Source organism: Vibrio sp. Vb1755 (genome assembly GCF_033338635.1).
Taxonomy (GTDB): domain Bacteria; phylum Pseudomonadota; class Gammaproteobacteria; order Enterobacterales; family Vibrionaceae; genus Vibrio; species Vibrio alginolyticus.
In genome coordinates this window covers 14,501-30,298 of the sequence record NZ_JAWOTA010000031.1, presented here as the reverse complement: position 1 = coordinate 30,298, position 15,798 = coordinate 14,501, and the positions used below count along the sequence as shown (strand labels likewise).

At 43.9% G+C, this 15,798-nt stretch carries 19 protein-coding genes; 15 read left to right on the top strand and 4 right to left on the bottom strand.

Annotated elements, in window-relative coordinates:
- Positions 1–11: 11 nt before the first annotated feature.
- The 3 genes from R7E00_RS19770 to R7E00_RS19760 all read left to right on the top strand — a co-directional run bounded on the left by R7E00_RS19770 (position 12) and on the right by R7E00_RS19760 (position 3,275).
- Positions 12–506 carry a cyclin-dependent kinase inhibitor 3 family protein gene (locus R7E00_RS19770; protein WP_053307418.1) on the top strand — a complete coding sequence of 165 codons (495 nt, stop codon included), beginning with the start codon at positions 12–14 and terminating at the stop codon, positions 504–506.
- 254 nt (positions 507–760) lie between these two features.
- A complete protein-coding gene (arsJ, locus tag R7E00_RS19765) occupies positions 761–1,978 on the top strand; it encodes an organoarsenical effux MFS transporter ArsJ (protein ID WP_005378722.1) in 1,218 nt (405 codons plus the stop codon).
- Positions 1,979–2,261: 283 nt separating this feature from the next.
- A complete protein-coding gene (locus R7E00_RS19760; RefSeq protein WP_017636080.1) occupies positions 2,262–3,275 on the top strand; it encodes an acyltransferase in 1,014 nt (337 codons plus the stop codon).
- Here R7E00_RS19760 and R7E00_RS19755 read toward each other — a convergent pair.
- Positions 3,272–3,601, bottom strand: coding sequence for a DUF2500 domain-containing protein (locus R7E00_RS19755; RefSeq protein ID WP_005389668.1), 330 nt, complete (start codon positions 3,599–3,601; stop codon positions 3,272–3,274). The two genes, R7E00_RS19760 and R7E00_RS19755, sit on opposite strands and share 4 nt — an antisense overlap.
- A 327-nt stretch (positions 3,602–3,928) precedes the next feature.
- On the opposite strand from R7E00_RS19755, the gene R7E00_RS19750 reads away from it, so the two are divergent.
- The 4 genes from R7E00_RS19750 (at position 3,929) to R7E00_RS19735 (ending at position 6,981) form a co-directional block, all read left to right on the top strand.
- Entirely contained in the window at positions 3,929–4,297 is a 369-nt protein-coding gene (locus R7E00_RS19750) for a hypothetical protein (RefSeq protein ID WP_005378717.1), read from the top strand.
- A gap of 1,081 nt (positions 4,298–5,378) precedes the next feature.
- Complete coding sequence (locus R7E00_RS19745) at positions 5,379–5,999, top strand: lysoplasmalogenase (RefSeq protein WP_005389670.1); 621 nt, start codon at positions 5,379–5,381, stop codon at positions 5,997–5,999.
- A gap of 69 nt (positions 6,000–6,068) precedes the next feature.
- Positions 6,069–6,290, top strand: a complete 222-nt coding sequence (locus R7E00_RS19740; RefSeq protein WP_005378711.1) for a YecH family metal-binding protein — start codon at positions 6,069–6,071, stop codon at positions 6,288–6,290.
- Between the two features lie 106 nt (positions 6,291–6,396).
- Positions 6,397–6,981: a YhgN family NAAT transporter gene (locus R7E00_RS19735; protein WP_005389671.1), complete on the top strand. Its 585-nt coding sequence runs from the start codon at positions 6,397–6,399 to the stop codon at positions 6,979–6,981.
- Positions 6,982–7,037: 56 nt separating this feature from the next.
- Here the strand turns inward: R7E00_RS19735 and R7E00_RS19730 are convergent, their stop codons facing one another.
- On the bottom strand, positions 7,038–7,304 hold the full coding sequence (locus R7E00_RS19730) for a DUF1145 domain-containing protein (RefSeq protein ID WP_005378704.1): 267 nt from the start codon (positions 7,302–7,304) through the stop codon (positions 7,038–7,040).
- Positions 7,305–7,329: 25 nt separating this feature from the next.
- A complete protein-coding gene (gene rsmD / locus R7E00_RS19725) occupies positions 7,330–7,929 on the bottom strand; it encodes a 16S rRNA (guanine(966)-N(2))-methyltransferase RsmD (RefSeq protein ID WP_005378702.1) in 600 nt (199 codons plus the stop codon).
- Between the two features lie 230 nt (positions 7,930–8,159).
- On the opposite strand from rsmD, the gene ftsY reads away from it, so the two are divergent.
- From ftsY to glpG, 6 genes are all read left to right on the top strand, one after another.
- On the top strand, positions 8,160–9,380 hold the full coding sequence (ftsY, locus tag R7E00_RS19720; RefSeq protein ID WP_054577273.1) for a signal recognition particle-docking protein FtsY: 1,221 nt from the start codon (positions 8,160–8,162) through the stop codon (positions 9,378–9,380).
- Positions 9,381–9,402: 22 nt separating this feature from the next.
- A complete protein-coding gene (gene ftsE / locus R7E00_RS19715) occupies positions 9,403–10,077 on the top strand; it encodes a cell division ATP-binding protein FtsE (RefSeq protein ID WP_005378697.1) in 675 nt (224 codons plus the stop codon).
- The gene (gene ftsX / locus R7E00_RS19710; protein WP_005378695.1) at positions 10,067–11,035 is read left to right on the top strand and encodes a permease-like cell division protein FtsX; all 969 of its coding nucleotides are present in this window, start codon (positions 10,067–10,069) and stop codon (positions 11,033–11,035) included. The genes ftsE and ftsX overlap by 11 nt, the downstream gene beginning before the upstream one ends.
- A gap of 176 nt (positions 11,036–11,211) precedes the next feature.
- The gene (gene rpoH / locus R7E00_RS19705; RefSeq protein WP_005378693.1) at positions 11,212–12,069 is read left to right on the top strand and encodes an RNA polymerase sigma factor RpoH; all 858 of its coding nucleotides are present in this window, start codon (positions 11,212–11,214) and stop codon (positions 12,067–12,069) included.
- Between the two features lie 493 nt (positions 12,070–12,562).
- Positions 12,563–12,883 (top strand): thiosulfate sulfurtransferase GlpE, encoded by a 321-nt coding sequence (glpE, locus tag R7E00_RS19700; RefSeq protein ID WP_005378691.1) that lies wholly within the window; start codon positions 12,563–12,565, stop codon positions 12,881–12,883.
- Positions 12,883–13,725, top strand: coding sequence for a rhomboid family intramembrane serine protease GlpG (glpG, locus tag R7E00_RS19695; protein ID WP_085570120.1), 843 nt, complete (start codon positions 12,883–12,885; stop codon positions 13,723–13,725). The genes glpE and glpG overlap by 1 nt, the downstream gene beginning before the upstream one ends.
- A 63-nt stretch (positions 13,726–13,788) precedes the next feature.
- Here glpG and R7E00_RS19690 read toward each other — a convergent pair whose 3' ends face one another.
- Positions 13,789–14,199: a flagellar basal body-associated protein FliL gene (locus R7E00_RS19690; protein WP_005378687.1), complete on the bottom strand. Its 411-nt coding sequence runs from the start codon at positions 14,197–14,199 to the stop codon at positions 13,789–13,791.
- A 161-nt stretch (positions 14,200–14,360) separates the two neighbouring features.
- Between R7E00_RS19690 and R7E00_RS19685 the strand changes: the two genes are divergently transcribed.
- Positions 14,361–14,900 carry a chorismate lyase gene (locus tag R7E00_RS19685; protein ID WP_005378686.1) on the top strand — a complete coding sequence of 180 codons (540 nt, stop codon included), beginning with the start codon at positions 14,361–14,363 and terminating at the stop codon, positions 14,898–14,900.
- A complete protein-coding gene (gene ubiA / locus R7E00_RS19680) occupies positions 14,901–15,755 on the top strand; it encodes a 4-hydroxybenzoate octaprenyltransferase (protein ID WP_005378684.1) in 855 nt (284 codons plus the stop codon).
- The last annotated feature ends 43 nt before the right edge of the window (positions 15,756–15,798 follow it).

The window sequence follows — 15,798 nt, the reverse complement described above, 5'->3', positions numbered from 1 at the left end:
AGGGGGTCACAATGTCTCATCCTACATGGCAATTAGATTTGGACTCCGGTGCTTTAATCTTAACACCGTGCCCAGGAACGAAAGGTGTCGATTTGCATGCGTCGTTAGAACAGTTGAAAGAGCAGGGTGTTCAAGCGGTCGTTACTGCATTAGATGATAGTGAATTAGCTGCGAAGAATGTCTCTGCATTGGGTGAAGCCACTCAGCAACTGGGTATGAAATGGTTCCAGATCGAGATTGAAGACGACTGCGCACCAAATGAAGAATTTGCGACGAAGTGGCAACAAGCCAGTCCGGAACTGCACGAGATTCTTGCTCAAGGTGGCAAAATTGCGATGCATTGTATGGGTGGTTCGGGGCGCACAGGTTTGTTCGCTGCTCACCTACTCCTAGAAAAGGAATGGCAGTTAGAAGATATCGTGCGAGAAGTGCAGGCATTGCGCCCTGGTGCATTTACAAAACCTGTGCAAGTTGAGTACATCGAACGCGTGGCTCAAGACGCTTGATCAGCTTAAATAGCTTTTGGTTCATTATGATCCAAAAGCTAAATTCGAGCTTCTTCAGGATACGACTGTTTACAAAAAAAGCCATTAATATTAACTAATGCATTGTTTTTAAGGTGTATTTTGCTTTTTATTGATGTTGGGGCATTTTTTAAAAATCACAGCAACATTATATTGGTCAATGTTGCTGTACAGGTTAGAAAGTATTTAGAACATGATGATCTAAATGCTTCTATCGCTGTACATATGAGGTCAATATGATTTCTCAATTAAGCAAAAGTATTCGTCAGTACATGTTAGTGACGTTTAACTATTGGAACTTTACGGTGACCGATGGCGCACTGCGTATGCTGGTGGTGCTCTATTTTCATGACTTAGGTTATTCCACGTTAGCTATTGCCTCACTGTTTCTTTTCTATGAATTTTTTGGTGTGGTGACAAACCTGGTTGGTGGTTGGTTGGGCGCAAGGTTAGGCCTAAATAAAACCATGAACATTGGTTTAGCGATGCAAGTGTTTGCGTTGCTGATGCTCGCAGTACCAAATGCATGGCTGACCATTCCTTGGGTGATGGCAGCGCAAGCTCTGTCGGGGATTGCCAAAGATCTGAACAAAATGAGTGCTAAGAGCGCGATTAAAACGCTAGTACCAGACGAACAGCAAGGTGCGCTCTACAAATGGGTAGCGATTTTGACTGGCTCGAAGAATGCACTCAAAGGAGCGGGCTTTTTTGTTGGTGGCTTGCTGCTGTCTTGGGTGGGTTTTCAAAACTCGATGTTTATTATGGCGGGTGTACTTACATTAGTGTTTGTTTGCAGCATGATCTGGCTAGAAGCGGACATGGGTAAAGCAAAGAGTAAACCTAAGTTTCGCCAAATATTCTCCAAGTCTGAATCGATAAACATTTTATCCGCAGCACGCATGTTCTTGTTTGGTGCTCGTGATGTGTGGTTTGTCGTTGCTCTGCCTATTTATCTTGGTAGCGTGTTTGGCTGGGATCACTTGTGGGTTGGTAGCTTTCTCGCAGCGTGGGTCATTGCTTATGGGTTTGTGCAAGGCTTTGCGCCGCGTATTACTGGCAAAGCGCAAGGTCGTGTGCCTGATGGTAGTGCAGCATTGGTGTGGGCAGGAATCCTAGCGTTAATTACGGCTGGTATTGCTTATGGTGTGCAAATCGGTTGGCAGCCTGAATTGGTGATTGTGGTAGGTTTGATGATTTTTGGCGCTGTGTTTGCCATTAACTCTTCGCTGCACTCGTACTTGATAGTGAGCTACGCTAAAGGCGATGGCGTCTCGTTGGATGTCGGTTTTTACTACATGGCCAATGCGATGGGACGTTTGATTGGCACGGTATTATCGGGTTGGATCTACCAAGAGGCTGGTCTTGCAGCGTGCTTATGGGTTTCTTTTGCTTTCTTGGCACTGACGACGCTTATTTCAATTAAGTTGCCAAAAGCTAATGTTGCTACTGCGTAACTACCCCCAGTATCGCTATCTGTAGATGGTATAAATGGCTCCAAATCGGAGCCATTTTTGTTTCTTATGCGCCGTTTGCTGTAATCAGATTGTGTCGGTTTGGCATCGAGAGTGAATACTGATGCTTGGTTTTTGGTTCTCGTTAAGTGATTAGAGTGGTGATGAAATCTCCGTTGTAGGTCATTGTTGAGTTAAAAATAAGCAAAAACAGATTGTTAACCATTTCACTGGTTGAGATTTACCCTATGCTATAAACGATAAGCGACTCAAAGTAGGGAAAGGTATGAGAGAAAGGGTTCTGTTTTTTGATTTATTGCGCTGCTTCGCAGCGGTAGCAGTGATCGCCATTCACGTCTTGGCACCGTATCGAAATGAGTTAGGAGTGATTCCATTTGACCAATGGCTGACAGCGGTAGGCGTGAATAGCGTAACCCGCTGGGCAGTGCCAGTTTTTATTTTGATCACCGGAGCGCTAATGCTCAGTGACACTCGACCATTTGACGGTAAGTATTATATCAAAAGGCGTTTGGGCAAAGTTTTAGTTCCATTTCTTATTTGGTCGATGTTTTATGCATACCTTTCAGGTTGGACTTCTCAAGGCTTTGATTTTGAAACCGTAAAAGAGGTATTAAGCAATAGCCCATTCCACGCAACGTATTACCATCTCGGCTTTTTCTATTACTTTATACCACTGTATTTTGTGATTCCGCTGTTTCAATGGATGGTACGCAACGTGGATGACAACGTCTTGTATACCTATCTCGCATTTTGGCTTTTCACCAGCACACTGTTCTTGTTCAAGATTGATGGCCCGTGGAGTAATCAGATGTGGCTTTATATGGGTTACCTTCCACTGGGGTATGTTTTATTTCAAAAGGTACCTTTGAATCGCTCTATGGTGACCTTATTTGTTGGGCTAGGACTCGTGGCGTTGGCAGTGACCTTTACGATGGTTGTGACAAATAGCTTAGAGGCGGAGAAGTATACGGTTGGGCGCTGGCTCTCTTATAAAACACTGAATGTGATTCTAGCGGCTTCGATGATTTTTATGATCGGGCGTTACTTTGGTGAAGGCTTATCACCAAAAGTACAAAAAGTGGTTAGTGTGATCAGTCAGCACAGCTTAGGGATTTACTTACTTCACCCTATTTTCTTATGGCCGATGAAAGAGTTCGGTTGGTACACAGGACATCCTGCGTGGGTGATTCCAGTCTGGATCGTTCTAAGTGGAGCTGGAGCCTTGGCGATGAGCTATCTCTTTTCTCGTTCTGCCAAGACTCGTTGGTTACTGCCTTAACGTTTGATAGCGAAGTGAAGGAACTTGTTGCCGCGATAGGTCAGTGTTCCCTTATCTCCAGGGTTGAGTGCATGGTAGTAATGCACTCCAATTTGGAATTCACGCTTTGGACCGATAGAACCACGTTGAACGTAAATCCAATACTCTTGATCGTCTTGACCTGGTGGTGCGTTTGGTATGTCTATCGCTTGTTTATCTAAAACCGTTACCTGCGCGCTTTGCTCTGGAGCGTCTTCGCCCACATAGTGCTTACTATAAAAACGGAAAAACACCCACGCGCCCAAGGCAATAAGGGCGAATAGGGCGACAATAAGTGAGATTGGCATATTAACCTCCAATGTTTTATCGGGTTCCATTCTACAGAACTCGCTGACGAAACGATGAGTTGAGGTAGCTTATTCATAATCTAATGAAAGGGATATGGAGATTATTCGGCGCACTTCACGATTTATCTTAATGATGCACGATGAAATCGTCGCTTCATCTGCAAGCGAAGTCACTAAAGCTGAACGAAGCGGCTTTCACTTGTTAGGCTATATGAGCTCAAGGGCACAAATTGAAAGTAAAATTGCACTTAACGGCTCGAAAAAGCTCTAAATTTATAGAAGAATAAAAATAATGAACATAGGAAGGGTCTGGTAAGGAGGGTTACGATGTCAGATATTGAAAAAGTAGTCATGCGTACCCGAACGATCGAAAAACTTTTGCGTACTCAGTACCATGCAGAAGGGAAAGGGTTGCACCAACTTATTAATAGTTGTGAAGAACGTTTACCGCATGACGTGATAGCAAAGCTTCGATTCATCGCAACCGTGCGTAACAAAGTGGTGCACGAAGACGATTACAAGCTGGATGATCGTAAAGGCTTTATGGCGGCATGTGATGCTTGTGAAAAAGAGCTGACACCAAGAAGCTCTCGCTTTATTTGGCGTACAGCAATTTTGCTAATGACGTTGATTACGCTGGCCGCTCTTGGTTTCTACTATATGCACTGGGATATTTTATCTAAGCACATTCAGTAGAGCTATACAGATAAATAAAAAAGGACGCATTTGCGTCCTTTTTTATTTTAAATCATTGGTTTAGTACATCATTGGCAGTGTCATTAAACCCACAACCACTGCAATCATAACCAGCCCTTGTTTTTGAGAAGATGAAATCATAACACTACCCCTTAATCTTTGATGAACTCGATGAATTTAATATAGCACTGTTTTTGGGGTTTGATCAACATATGCTCGTTAATCTTTTCAAAAACCACACTTAACTTGTCTGGTTTTACGTGATTCTGACTAATGAAACTATGTTTTTTGTGCTGTATTTAAAGTGTTCACATTGTTTTATTTCTAGCCTTTTTTGTTTTAAGTGTATGATTTTATAATATTAAATGGTTTGTGATGTTGGCTTTGTAATTGTTTTTTGTTTCGAATGGTATGTTGGGTGTTTATTTTGCCTGTATTTCTCAAAAATTGAGAAAATTAAAAAATGTGCTATGAGGTTGCATCGTCAAATCGAAAGCATGGAGTGAGATTTTCTTACCTTATGAGAAAATATGGGCTTCAAAAGAGTTTAGTGATTTTATGGTTTATGAAGTCCGCACTTTTATCTGTTATTGAAATTATGGTTTTATTTATCATTGACTTACTTTTCTTGTCTGATGTTTTTTTTACTGAATTAAGGTCGGTTTTCTTAGTTTTTACCCCTAGTCATCAGTAGTTTCTCCTCTCTTAGGGCGCTACTAAGACTATTTTCTATTTTGTGTCTGTTATTTATTCTTGTTGCCTGCATTACATACATCCTGGTGGTTTAATCGTCAGTTTGTGAAGTGGCGGCTTACCTGGAGCACTTATCTGTTTTTCAGTTAAATAGTTTTAGAAAGCGTTGGTTATTGTGTCGTGTGATTTGATGGGTTCGGCTGATGAGCAAAGCTTGGCCCCAATGTTTAGTGGCATCATTCAGGCTCATCGGCTTTATTATTACGTAGGCTGAGGGTTACAAAATGTTTCGAATCGCTAGCGAGATCCAACTTTCGTAGATTGTGTCTTTACATCAAAACTGGTCTACCTAGACTAGCGGCGAGTTTAAGTAAAAGGTGTATACTGCATGTGGAGTTGGCTGGCGATAGGGCTATCAGGTGTGTATTCCGTGTTGGGAGCAAAGCAAGCTAACCCGACACAATCCCTCGTGTTTAAAATCTTTACTCTGCTACTTCTTCTTGTGTTGGTGTTAACTCAAGGTGCATCCGCAACATATACCTACTGGATTGCGGGTGGGCTTATTGTGTCTATGGTGGCAGATACGCTGCACTCGTTTAAAACTCGTAAGCTAATCTATTTTACGGCTTATCTGGTTGCCCAGGTATGCTACAGCAAGTCATTTTGGGTGCAGCTTAATGGTGAGATTGTCTGGTGGCTGTTGGCCCTGCTGCTTGCAGCGAGTATCGTGGCGTTCTTTTTGTTGCTACCTCAACTCGACTCTCTGGTATTCCCTGTTGTGATCATGGGGATGATGCTGGTTCAACTTGCTTGGGCAGCCGGTGAAGTTTGGTTACAAGTGCCGAGTTACGCCAATGCTATCGGTTTTAGCGGAACCTTAGTTCTGATCTATTCGGCGCTGGCATACGCGATACACGGTTATCGAAAACCGATGAAACACGCCTATTTGTGGGTGAGTGGCAGTTACTTTTTTGCTCATGCCCTCATTGTTGCCTCAATCATTTACTAATTTAAGTCAAAGCAGCTCTTGAGGATTTCAGTAAACTGAACGCATTGTTCTTAATAACTGGAGTCAATAATGAGTGAAATCCATGCTCACGAGCTGCTAAACCTACTTAGAGAAACACCAATGGATCGCGAAGCCCTCACACAGCACTTTGGCGCTAGCGTTCGCTTTCACACCTGTAAACTGAATGATCTAGACTTAGATGCATTACTAGCATTTTTGCTCAAGCGCGACAAAATTCGTGAGCTTGAAGGTAAGTTTGTGGTCAATATGGCGCGAGTTTGCAATCACTAAACGGCGGCTAAGATCGAGGGTGAATATGGTGTTTTCGCCCTCAGTCATATACTCATGTTGTCAGTTTGCTATACACTGGCCGCCATTTTTTAGGTGAGGCCAGAATATGGACATTCTTTCTGCAGCGACCATGCTGTTTCTAATCATGGACCCTCTCGGTAACTTGCCGATTGTGTTGTCTATTCTCAAACATATCGATCCCAAGCGTCGTCGTAAGGTATTGATTCGTGAACTACTGTTTGCCTTACTGATTTTGATGTTGTTTCTGTTTGCAGGACAAAGCATCTTAAGTTTTTTGCATGTCCAGCCAGAAACGCTCAGCATTTCAGGTGGCATTATTCTCTTCATTATTGCGATTAAGATGATTTTCCCGAGTGCTGGCAGCATCACTGGACTGGCAGCAGGCGAGGAGCCCTTTATTGTTCCGATGGCCATTCCTATGATCGCGGGCCCTTCAGTGATTGCAGCCTTGCTTTTACTGTCTTCGCAACATCCAGAGAAAATGTTGGAAATGTCAGCATCAGTCGTAATTGCGTGGGGCGCAACATTTTTTATACTGATGTTTTATGGCTTCTTTAATCGCTTGTTGGGTGAACGTGGCTTGAAGGCGGTAGAACGCTTAATGGGCTTGTTACTGGTGATGATCTCCACTCAAATGTTCTTAGATGGTGTAAAAAGTTACATTGGGTGACGAACGAAACGCAGAAAAAAGCCGCTCACAAGAGCGGCTTTTTCGTATCTGAGCGATTACATCATGTGTTTACGACGAATATCGAGTAGGGCAAAAATACCAAAAATCAGTATTGAATATTTTTCCCAACTACTCATTTTTATTTTGTCGCCAAATGCACCAATGAAGATGGCCATTTGTAAACCGTGCATGATGAACAAAAAAGCGGTCATGATGTAAAGCGCAATCGCGGCATTGCCGGGAAAGGGCATAAAAATATTTAGGATTAATACTAACCAAACAAAGGCGATAGCCGCTTTGGCCAGCATAATTAGTGCTTTCATTTAAGTATCCTTTTAAATCGAGGCGTTATGCGGAGGTACGTTCGTACAGACGATAGCTCACTTGGCCTGCTGTTTTTTCTCGATGTAATTGCCAGTTTTCTGGTAAGTCGGCAATATTGAGTTCTTTTTCTGTTTCAATATAAATCATCGCATCTTCCGCGAGCCAGCCATTTTGTTCTAGCAGAGCCACGGTCTCATCCAATAGACCTTTGCGAAACGGTGGGTCAATAAACACCACATGGTGAGCAGAACCCGGTTGCTTCAAAAAACTCAGTGCGTCGGTATTTACCACTTGGATGTTGTTCGCGTTAAGAGAGGCAACATTCTTTTGTAACTGTTGGAAAGCTTGTGGGTTTAGCTCAACCATGGTCACTTGCTCTGCTTGGCGTGAAGCTGACTCAAATCCCAAGCCGCCAGAGCCAGCAAACAAGTCGAGACATTTTGCCTGTGGTACATCTTGAGCTAACCAGTTAAACAGCGTTTCTTTGACGCGATCGGTCGTGGGGCGTAAGCCTTCAGCATCGTGTACAGGAAGTTTTCTGCCTCTCCATAAGCCACTAATAATGCGAACAAAGCCCGTTGTTGGCTTTTTTTGTGATGAGTTTTGCTGGCGACGTCTTACCATAGATTTTTTGACCGCTAATAAAGTGATACTATATCTAATCGCCCAAGCAATGAGCTTGGAGCTTGGATACAGCCCAGAATATTCAAGATGACAGAGTGTAACACTAATAAGATTAGAATTACCTAATCGGAAAGTTTTCAGAACTTTGTCATTAGCCTTTTTTAGACAGATAATAATCTTGTCAAAAAAGAGTCATTAATAGATAAAAGAACAATCTAGGATAGCCCCAGATGACGGAAAAAAAGAAGCGCGGATTACTTTCGTGGCTAGGTTTTGGTGACGAAGAACAAAGCCCAAAACCAAAAACTGAAGAAACAGTAAAAGAAGAAGCAGTGGAAGCGCCTTCTGAAGAGCAGCAAACCGAAGCGGTTGCTGAGCAAGCGGAAGCAACGCCAGAACTTGAAGAAGAAGCGAAACAATCAGAGGCTGCCCCAGCAGAAGCAGAAGCAGAAGCAGAAGCAGAAGCAGAAGCAGAAGAGCCAGAAGTCGTATCGGCCGCGCCTCGTGTTCAAGAACAAGAAAAGCCAACAGAAAGCTTTTTTGCTCGTCTTAAACGCAGCCTAAGCCGAACAAAAGCAAATATTGGTGCTGGCTTCTTCGGTCTGTTCAGCGGTAAGAAAATCGATGAAGACTTATTTGAAGAGCTAGAAGAGCAACTGCTTATTGCTGATGTGGGCATGAATACCACAACAAAAATCATCAACAACCTGACAGAAAAAGCCACACGTGGCGATCTGAAAGACGGCGAAGCCCTTTATGGTTTGTTGAAAGAAGAAATGGCTGAGATTCTTTCTAAAGTCGAACAGCCACTAGAAATCGATAGCAACAAAACGCCTTACGTCATCTTGATGGTGGGTGTAAATGGCGTGGGTAAAACCACGACCATCGGTAAGCTAGCGAAGCAGTTCCAAACTCAAGGCAAAAAAGTGATGCTTGCAGCGGGCGATACTTTCCGTGCCGCAGCGGTTGAGCAGCTACAAGTGTGGGGTGAACGTAATAATGTTCCTGTGATTGCTCAACATACTGGCGCAGACAGTGCCTCTGTTATCTATGATGCGATTGAAGCGGCAAAAGCACGTGGTGTGGATGTGGTGATTGCTGATACAGCAGGTCGTCTACAGAACAAAGCGAACCTAATGGAAGAGCTGCGTAAGATTGTACGTGTGATGAAGAAAATTGATGAATCTGCACCACATGAGATCATGCTAACGCTTGACGCAGGTACAGGACAAAATGCCATTAGCCAAGCGAAACTTTTCAGTGATGTTGCCCCTCTAACCGGGATTACTTTGACTAAGCTGGATGGTACAGCCAAGGGCGGCGTAATTTTCGCTATTGCTGATCAGTTCGGTATTCCAATTCGTTACATTGGTGTGGGTGAAGGTATCGAAGACTTGCGTCCATTTGAAACTCAAGAGTTTATTGACGCACTGTTTAGTCGTGAAGAATAAAAAGAGTTAGAGGAAATCAACGGTGATCAAATTTCAGCAAGTAAGCAAAGCTTACCGAGGTGGTCGACAAGCACTGCAAAAAGTCGATTTTCACCTGAGGCGCGGTGAAATGGCGTTTTTAGGCGGACATTCCGGGGCTGGTAAAAGTACCTTGCTGAAATTGATCTGCGCGATAGAGCGACCAACCGATGGCAAAATCCATTTTAATGGCCACGACATCACGCGTATTCCAGGCAAAGACATCCCTTTTTTGCGCCGCAATATTGGGATTGTTTTTCAAGATCATCGCCTATTGATGGATCGCAGTGTGTACGACAATGTCGCTCTGCCAATGCGTATCGAATCGATTTCTGAAAACGAAATCAAACGCCGTGTTTCTGCGGCGTTAGATAAAACGGGCTTACTCGATAAAGCTCGTTGTCTACCTAGTCAACTTTCTGGTGGTGAACAACAGCGCGTCGGTATTGCCCGTGCTGTGGTTAATCGACCAACGTTGCTGGTGGCTGATGAGCCTACGGGTAACCTTGACCCAGAATTATCCAACCGTGTGTTGCGTCTATTCGAAGAATTTAACCGTGCGGGCGTGACTATCCTACTTGCCACGCACGATGTGGGGTTAGTAAACACTCGCCCACAGTATCGTCATTTTGAATTGAACCAAGGCTTCCTAAGTGAGGTAGAAGACTATGGCAGGTAACAAGCACTCCCAAAAGAAGGGGAAAGGCCGCAGTGCCAAGCGTGCGAATACCGATGGTTTTTTCTCTGTCCATGCAAAACAAGCTAAATCCTCTTTTAGCGCCTTATGGCAACGACCACTAGGCAACATTCTGACCCTAGCGGTCATCTCCATGGCACTTGCCATGCCAGCTTGTTTGTATCTATTGGGGAAAAACGTTGCGGGGGCAGCGGAAGATGTCGCTTCTCCTTCACAAGTTAGTGCTTACTTAGTTGAAGGCATGCCGGATGCACGAGTGATGGTTCTCAAAGATCAAATTGAAACTTGGCCTTTGGTAAAAGAGGTAGAGTATATTTCACCGCAACAAGGTCTATCTGATTTAAGCCAATATGCAGGGTTCGACCAAGCTATCAGCCTCTTAAGTGGCTATGCGCTACCTGGTGTGTTGGTGATTACGCCAGATTCGGAGCTAAAAAGTGATATTCAGTCATTAGCCAAAGACGTTCGAGAGCAACAAGATGTGACCGACGTGAGACTTGACGAAGACTGGCTAGCGCGTCTTGATGCCATCAAAACTCTCGCGAGTATTATTGTCATTACCCTGACAGTGCTGATGCTCGGTGCGGTATTTTTAATCGTTGGCAATACATTGCGATTTAATGTGCTGGCGAATAAAGAAGAGATTCAAACCATGAAACTGATCGGTGCGACGGACAGTTTCATTCTGCGCCCTTACTTGTACACAGGTATGTGGTTTGGCGTGTTAGGTGCCACTATTGCGTGGTTGGTAACGGCTTTAGTGACCATTGTCATGAATAGTGCGGTGGAAGACCTTGCTGCGTTGTACGATAGCCAGTTCCGCCTGATTGGTCTAAGTTGGGATGAATCTTTGTTACTAATCATCATTGGGAGTCTTTTGGGATGTATTGCGGCGCGCTTTTCTGCGCAACGACATTTAAAAGAAATTGAACCAGTTTAAGTGATGGCGGTCTTATTACTTGGATTTCATTAGCACTAGCTAATTTTGAACCCTTGCTTAGACCAAATGTTTATGGATAATTGCTTCCCCTTCTTGAAACTTGTTCATTTTGAGTTCAAGATATCGAAGCTAAATTGCAATGTAATGCTCCAGATCAGAGATTGATGAGGAATTGAATGACAAAAGAAGCGTATCCGATGGCTCTAGTCACGCAAGATAGCCTTGATAGCTATATTCGCTCAGTAAACAGCTACCCAATGCTGACTGCAGACGAAGAGCGTGAGCTGGCAGAACGATTACACTATAAAGGTGAGATTGAGGCTGCAAAAGGTCTAATTCTTTCGCACCTACGATTCGTTGTTCACGTTGCTCGTGGTTACTCTGGCTACGGTTTGCCAATGGCGGATCTTGTGCAAGAGGGTAACATCGGTCTAATGAAAGCCGTTAAGCGTTTTAACCCAGAAGTAGGGGTTCGCTTGGTTTCTTTTGCTGTCCACTGGATCAAAGCAGAGATCCACGAATACGTGCTACGTAACTGGCGTATCGTGAAAATTGCGACCACTAAAGCGCAACGTAAATTGTTCTTCAACCTGCGTAAGTCGAAAAAGCGCTTGGGTTGGTTTAACAACGGTGAAGTGGAAACCGTTGCGCGCGAGTTAGGTGTTGAGCCTTCTGAAGTTCGCGAGATGGAATCACGCTTAGCGGCGGTGGATTCAACCTTTGATATGCCAACTGATGAAGACGACAGTTCAAACGCTTACACAGCGCCGATGCTATACCTAGAAGACAAATCGTCTGATGTGGCCGACAACATTGAAGCCGCCAACTGGGAAATGCACACCAACAATCGCTTGGGTCATGCATTAGCGAGTTTGGATGAGCGTAGTCAGCGCATCGTGCGTTCTCGTTGGTTAGATGATGAGAAAGCAACATTGCAAGACTTAGCTGATGAGTTCGGTGTTTCTGCCGAGCGTATTCGCCAGCTAGAAAAAAATGCAATGAAGAAACTAAAATTGGCCGTGGGTGAATTTTAATTTCCACTGCTAATTGAAAGTAAGATTTTCATAGAAAGCCGAGATCATGTGATCTCGGCTTTTTTATTGTCGATCGAAAATCGATAGCGTTTGCGATCCGGATTTTATGTGCTACCTGTGTATAACTCTGTGAAGTAATTATTTATCAACTGTTCGAAACCCGGACAAAACAAGGGATTCAAGCACTTTTCCATCTGGGGATAGTTATAGATATACACACAGTTAGATCAGGATCATCACTACATATTGTGGATCAAAAGATCCAAATACACTTTATCAACGCAATTCACAGCTTTATCCACAAATGGTTGGAATGTGTACACTTTTGAAAACCCTGATTATCCATGTGTCTAAGTTTGCCGTTGGATAGGTTACAATAGCGGCAGTATACCCAAGCAGCTTCAAATATGGATTTTATGCTGTACCACGGGTGCTGATTAGTACGTTAGGTTCGAGGTTGCTTGGGTATATTAATAAGACAATGAGAAAGTAAATGGATCAGTTTAAGCATATCGATGTACAAGGTGCGCAAGCGCTGCTCGAGCAGGGTGATGCGAAGCTTGTAGATATCCGTGACCCTCAATCGTTTGCCGTTGCGCATGCGGAGTCCGCGTATCACTTAACTAACGATACGATCGTTGCGTTTATGGATGAAGTGGAGTTCGAACAACCTATTCTAGTGATGTGTTACCACGGCATTAGTAGCCAAGGTGCGGCGCAATATTTAGTTAACCAAGGCTTTGAACAGGTGTACAGTGTAGATGGTGGCTTTGAAGCCTGGCATCGAGCAGAACTACCGATAGTGAGAAGTTAATGAAGAGATTGGTAACGTTAAATAATCCACGTATGGCGCAAGCCTTTATTGATTATATGGCCTCTCGCCAAATTGACATCGAAATGATGCCTGAAGGGGATGGGCAATTTGCGCTGTGGCTGACTGATAGCCAGCATGAAATAGAAGCGGAAGCCGAACTTAAGCTGTTCCTTGCTAACCCGTCTGATTCAAAATACAGCGCCGCCTCGTGGGACGTTGCCGATACTCGTAAGAGCACATTTCATTATTCCAGCCCGAGTATCATGAGCATGGTCAAAGCGAAAGCTGGCCCCATGACTTTGCTGATCATGACAGTCTGTATCATCATCTACTTGTTACAAATGTTTGGCTTTGGCAATGGCGTGTTTAAGTTGTTGCACTTCCCGGCTTTTGAGGGGCAACAATGGCAAGTGTGGCGATGGCTAAGTCATGCGTTACTGCACTTTTCAGTAACTCACATCGTGTTTAACTTACTATGGTGGTGGCAGTTGGGGGGCGACATCGAACGTCGTCTCGGTTCCGGTAAGCTATTGCAACTCTTTGTGGTGTCGGCAGCGCTTTCAGGGGCAGGCCAGTTCTATGTTGAAGGGGCTAACTTCGGCGGCTTGTCTGGTGTGGTCTATGCACTGCTTGGTTATTTGTGGATACTGGGTTACCGCTTGCCACATTTAGGCCTTACGCTACCCAAGCCAATCATCGTCTTTATGTTGGTATGGTTAGTTCTTGGTTTTGTGCAGCCATTTATGGCGATTGCAAACACCGCTCACTTAGTTGGGCTACTGTCGGGGATGGTGATTGCGCTGTTTGATTCAGGCAAGATGAAATACCAACAGCAAGCCTAAAGCCGATGAAATGAAAAGACCGCTCAAGAGCGGTCTTTTTTTATGTTCAAAACGGATTTGGGTTTATTGATAAAGGTATTTTGTAAACAACAAATCGGCAATGATGGTTTTACCTGTTTCAGGCAAAAGCGTTTCGTTGAGGGTCGTCACTAAAGTTTTGCGCAGATCTTCTCGGCCAGAAAGGGACTTAATCGTATCTTCTGTTTGCTTACCCAATAATTCAATCACTGCATCGCGAATCAAAGGTTGGTGATGCTCAACAACTGATAAATCTTGTTGACTCATTACCATGATGTCGATGCGCACTTGCACATAACCTAACTTTTTGCCTTTGGTGTAAAAGTTAGTAGTGAGGTCAGGCTCTAGGGTAAAGTATGCCAACTTAGGTCCAGCTTCTTCCGTTTCAGCCCAACTTGGTGCGGCGAATAGTATGGTTAACGCAAAAATAATTTGGGCTATATAACGTTTGTACATATTTCTAACTTTTCTTTCTCTGGATCGCGATATTCGAATCGCTTCAGTCTTGATACAATGGGCCGTCTATAACAAATAACGGAACTTACGGTTACATACATTACTATGGACGGTAAGTTGTTGCTTTATTGTACGCATAAAGCCTCCAATTGAATACTAGTATGAATCAGCCAACATCACTCTATCTTGCTTCTTTATTGGAAGTAGAGTGGCAAAACCCCGAAGAATTCGAATTTCCAAATGAATTTGCCAAGCATTGGCTTGAAGAGCAAGGGTCTTTGTCACGTCGTTTAAAACAGCACTGCCAAGCGTTAACGGTAGAATTGCTACAAAATCAGATCGTCACTGCAGCGACATTAAAACAGGACGAAAGCCAGTTATTGTCCGAACAAGATTGCTTACTGAGAGAGGTAATTTTGTGCGGTGACAATAATAACTGGGTTATTGGGCGGACATTGATTCCTCGTTCAACCTTAGTTGATCAGCAGTATGATTTGGCTCAACAAGGGGATATCCCATTAGGACTAACTGTGTTTAGCGCAGATAACGTTGAGCGGGACTCTTTGCAAATGGGATGGGTAGCCGTACCAGAAGGACGTTTGTTAGCACGACGCTCAAGGTTGTGGATGAATCACAAACCGATGCTAGTCGCCGAGTTATTCTTATCTAATTCACCAGTTTACGCTAAGGAGACAGTGTAAATGTCCGCAGAAAAAGCCAAAGCATATTGGCAACTGATGCGCATGGATCGCCCGATTGGTTCACTGTTACTGATGTGGCCAACGATTTGGGCGCTAATTATCTCAGCCCAAGGGATGCCAAGTTGGGATGTATTCATCGTGTTTGTATTGGGTGTTTTCCTAATGCGTAGTGCGGGGTGCGTGATTAATGATTTTGCAGATCGCAAAGTCGACGGCCATGTAAAGCGTACTAAGCAACGTCCACTGCCATCAGGGAAAGTGACAGCAAAAGAAGCGATTGGATTATTTTTGGTTTTGGGTATCAGCTCGTTTTTGTTAGTGCTGACCATGAACCCGCTGACGATTCAGCTATCCTTCGCTGGCATTGTGTTGGCGTTCATCTATCCATTTATGAAGCGTTATACTCATATTCCACAGCTATTTTTAGGCTTGGCTTTTAGCTGGGCGATTCCAATGGCGTGGGCTGCACAAACTGGGGAATTACCATTGATTGTTTGGTTTTTGTTCCTCATTAACGCTTTGTGGACCATTGCGTACGACACTCAATATGCGATGGTAGACCGAGATGATGATCTAAAGATTGGCATTAAATCGACGGCAATTCTGTTTGGTCGTCATGACAAGCTTATTATTGGTGTGTTGCAACTGATTACACTCGCGATGCTGGTTTGGTTAGGGCAGTTCTACCAATTGGGACAAAGTTACTACTGGACCCTTTTGATTGCAGCGTCGTTGTTTGTTTATCAGCAGCACTTAATTCGTCACCGTGAGCGTGAGTTGTGCTTTAAGGCTTTCCTTAACAACAATTATGTTGGCATGGTGATAGCGATAGGGTTACTGGTCGCATTTTGGTAAGCGAAGAAATAGAAAAAGGCATCCGATTGGATGCCTTTTTTCT

What these genes read in the sequence shown, in the direction of transcription:
- R7E00_RS19770 (WP_053307418.1), top strand. Translation starts at nt 12, where the DNA reads ATGTCTCATCCTACATGGCAATTAGATTTGGACTCCGGTGCTTTAATC.
- arsJ (WP_005378722.1), top strand. Translation starts at nt 761, where the DNA reads ATGATTTCTCAATTAAGCAAAAGTATTCGTCAGTACATGTTAGTGACG.
- R7E00_RS19760 (WP_017636080.1), top strand. Translation starts at nt 2,262, where the DNA reads ATGAGAGAAAGGGTTCTGTTTTTTGATTTATTGCGCTGCTTCGCAGCG.
- R7E00_RS19755 (WP_005389668.1), bottom strand. Translation starts at nt 3,601, where the DNA reads ATGCCAATCTCACTTATTGTCGCCCTATTCGCCCTTATTGCCTTGGGC.
- R7E00_RS19750 (WP_005378717.1), top strand. Translation starts at nt 3,929, where the DNA reads ATGTCAGATATTGAAAAAGTAGTCATGCGTACCCGAACGATCGAAAAA.
- R7E00_RS19745 (WP_005389670.1), top strand. Translation starts at nt 5,379, where the DNA reads ATGTGGAGTTGGCTGGCGATAGGGCTATCAGGTGTGTATTCCGTGTTG.
- R7E00_RS19740 (WP_005378711.1), top strand. Translation starts at nt 6,069, where the DNA reads ATGAGTGAAATCCATGCTCACGAGCTGCTAAACCTACTTAGAGAAACA.
- R7E00_RS19735 (WP_005389671.1), top strand. Translation starts at nt 6,397, where the DNA reads ATGGACATTCTTTCTGCAGCGACCATGCTGTTTCTAATCATGGACCCT.
- R7E00_RS19730 (WP_005378704.1), bottom strand. Translation starts at nt 7,304, where the DNA reads ATGAAAGCACTAATTATGCTGGCCAAAGCGGCTATCGCCTTTGTTTGG.
- rsmD (WP_005378702.1), bottom strand. Translation starts at nt 7,929, where the DNA reads ATGGTAAGACGTCGCCAGCAAAACTCATCACAAAAAAAGCCAACAACG.
- ftsY (WP_054577273.1), top strand. Translation starts at nt 8,160, where the DNA reads ATGACGGAAAAAAAGAAGCGCGGATTACTTTCGTGGCTAGGTTTTGGT.
- ftsX (WP_005378695.1), top strand. Translation starts at nt 10,067, where the DNA reads ATGGCAGGTAACAAGCACTCCCAAAAGAAGGGGAAAGGCCGCAGTGCC.
- rpoH (WP_005378693.1), top strand. Translation starts at nt 11,212, where the DNA reads ATGACAAAAGAAGCGTATCCGATGGCTCTAGTCACGCAAGATAGCCTT.
- glpE (WP_005378691.1), top strand. Translation starts at nt 12,563, where the DNA reads ATGGATCAGTTTAAGCATATCGATGTACAAGGTGCGCAAGCGCTGCTC.
- glpG (WP_085570120.1), top strand. Translation starts at nt 12,883, where the DNA reads ATGAAGAGATTGGTAACGTTAAATAATCCACGTATGGCGCAAGCCTTT.
- R7E00_RS19690 (WP_005378687.1), bottom strand. Translation starts at nt 14,199, where the DNA reads ATGTACAAACGTTATATAGCCCAAATTATTTTTGCGTTAACCATACTA.
- R7E00_RS19685 (WP_005378686.1), top strand. Translation starts at nt 14,361, where the DNA reads ATGAATCAGCCAACATCACTCTATCTTGCTTCTTTATTGGAAGTAGAG.
- ubiA (WP_005378684.1), top strand. Translation starts at nt 14,901, where the DNA reads ATGTCCGCAGAAAAAGCCAAAGCATATTGGCAACTGATGCGCATGGAT.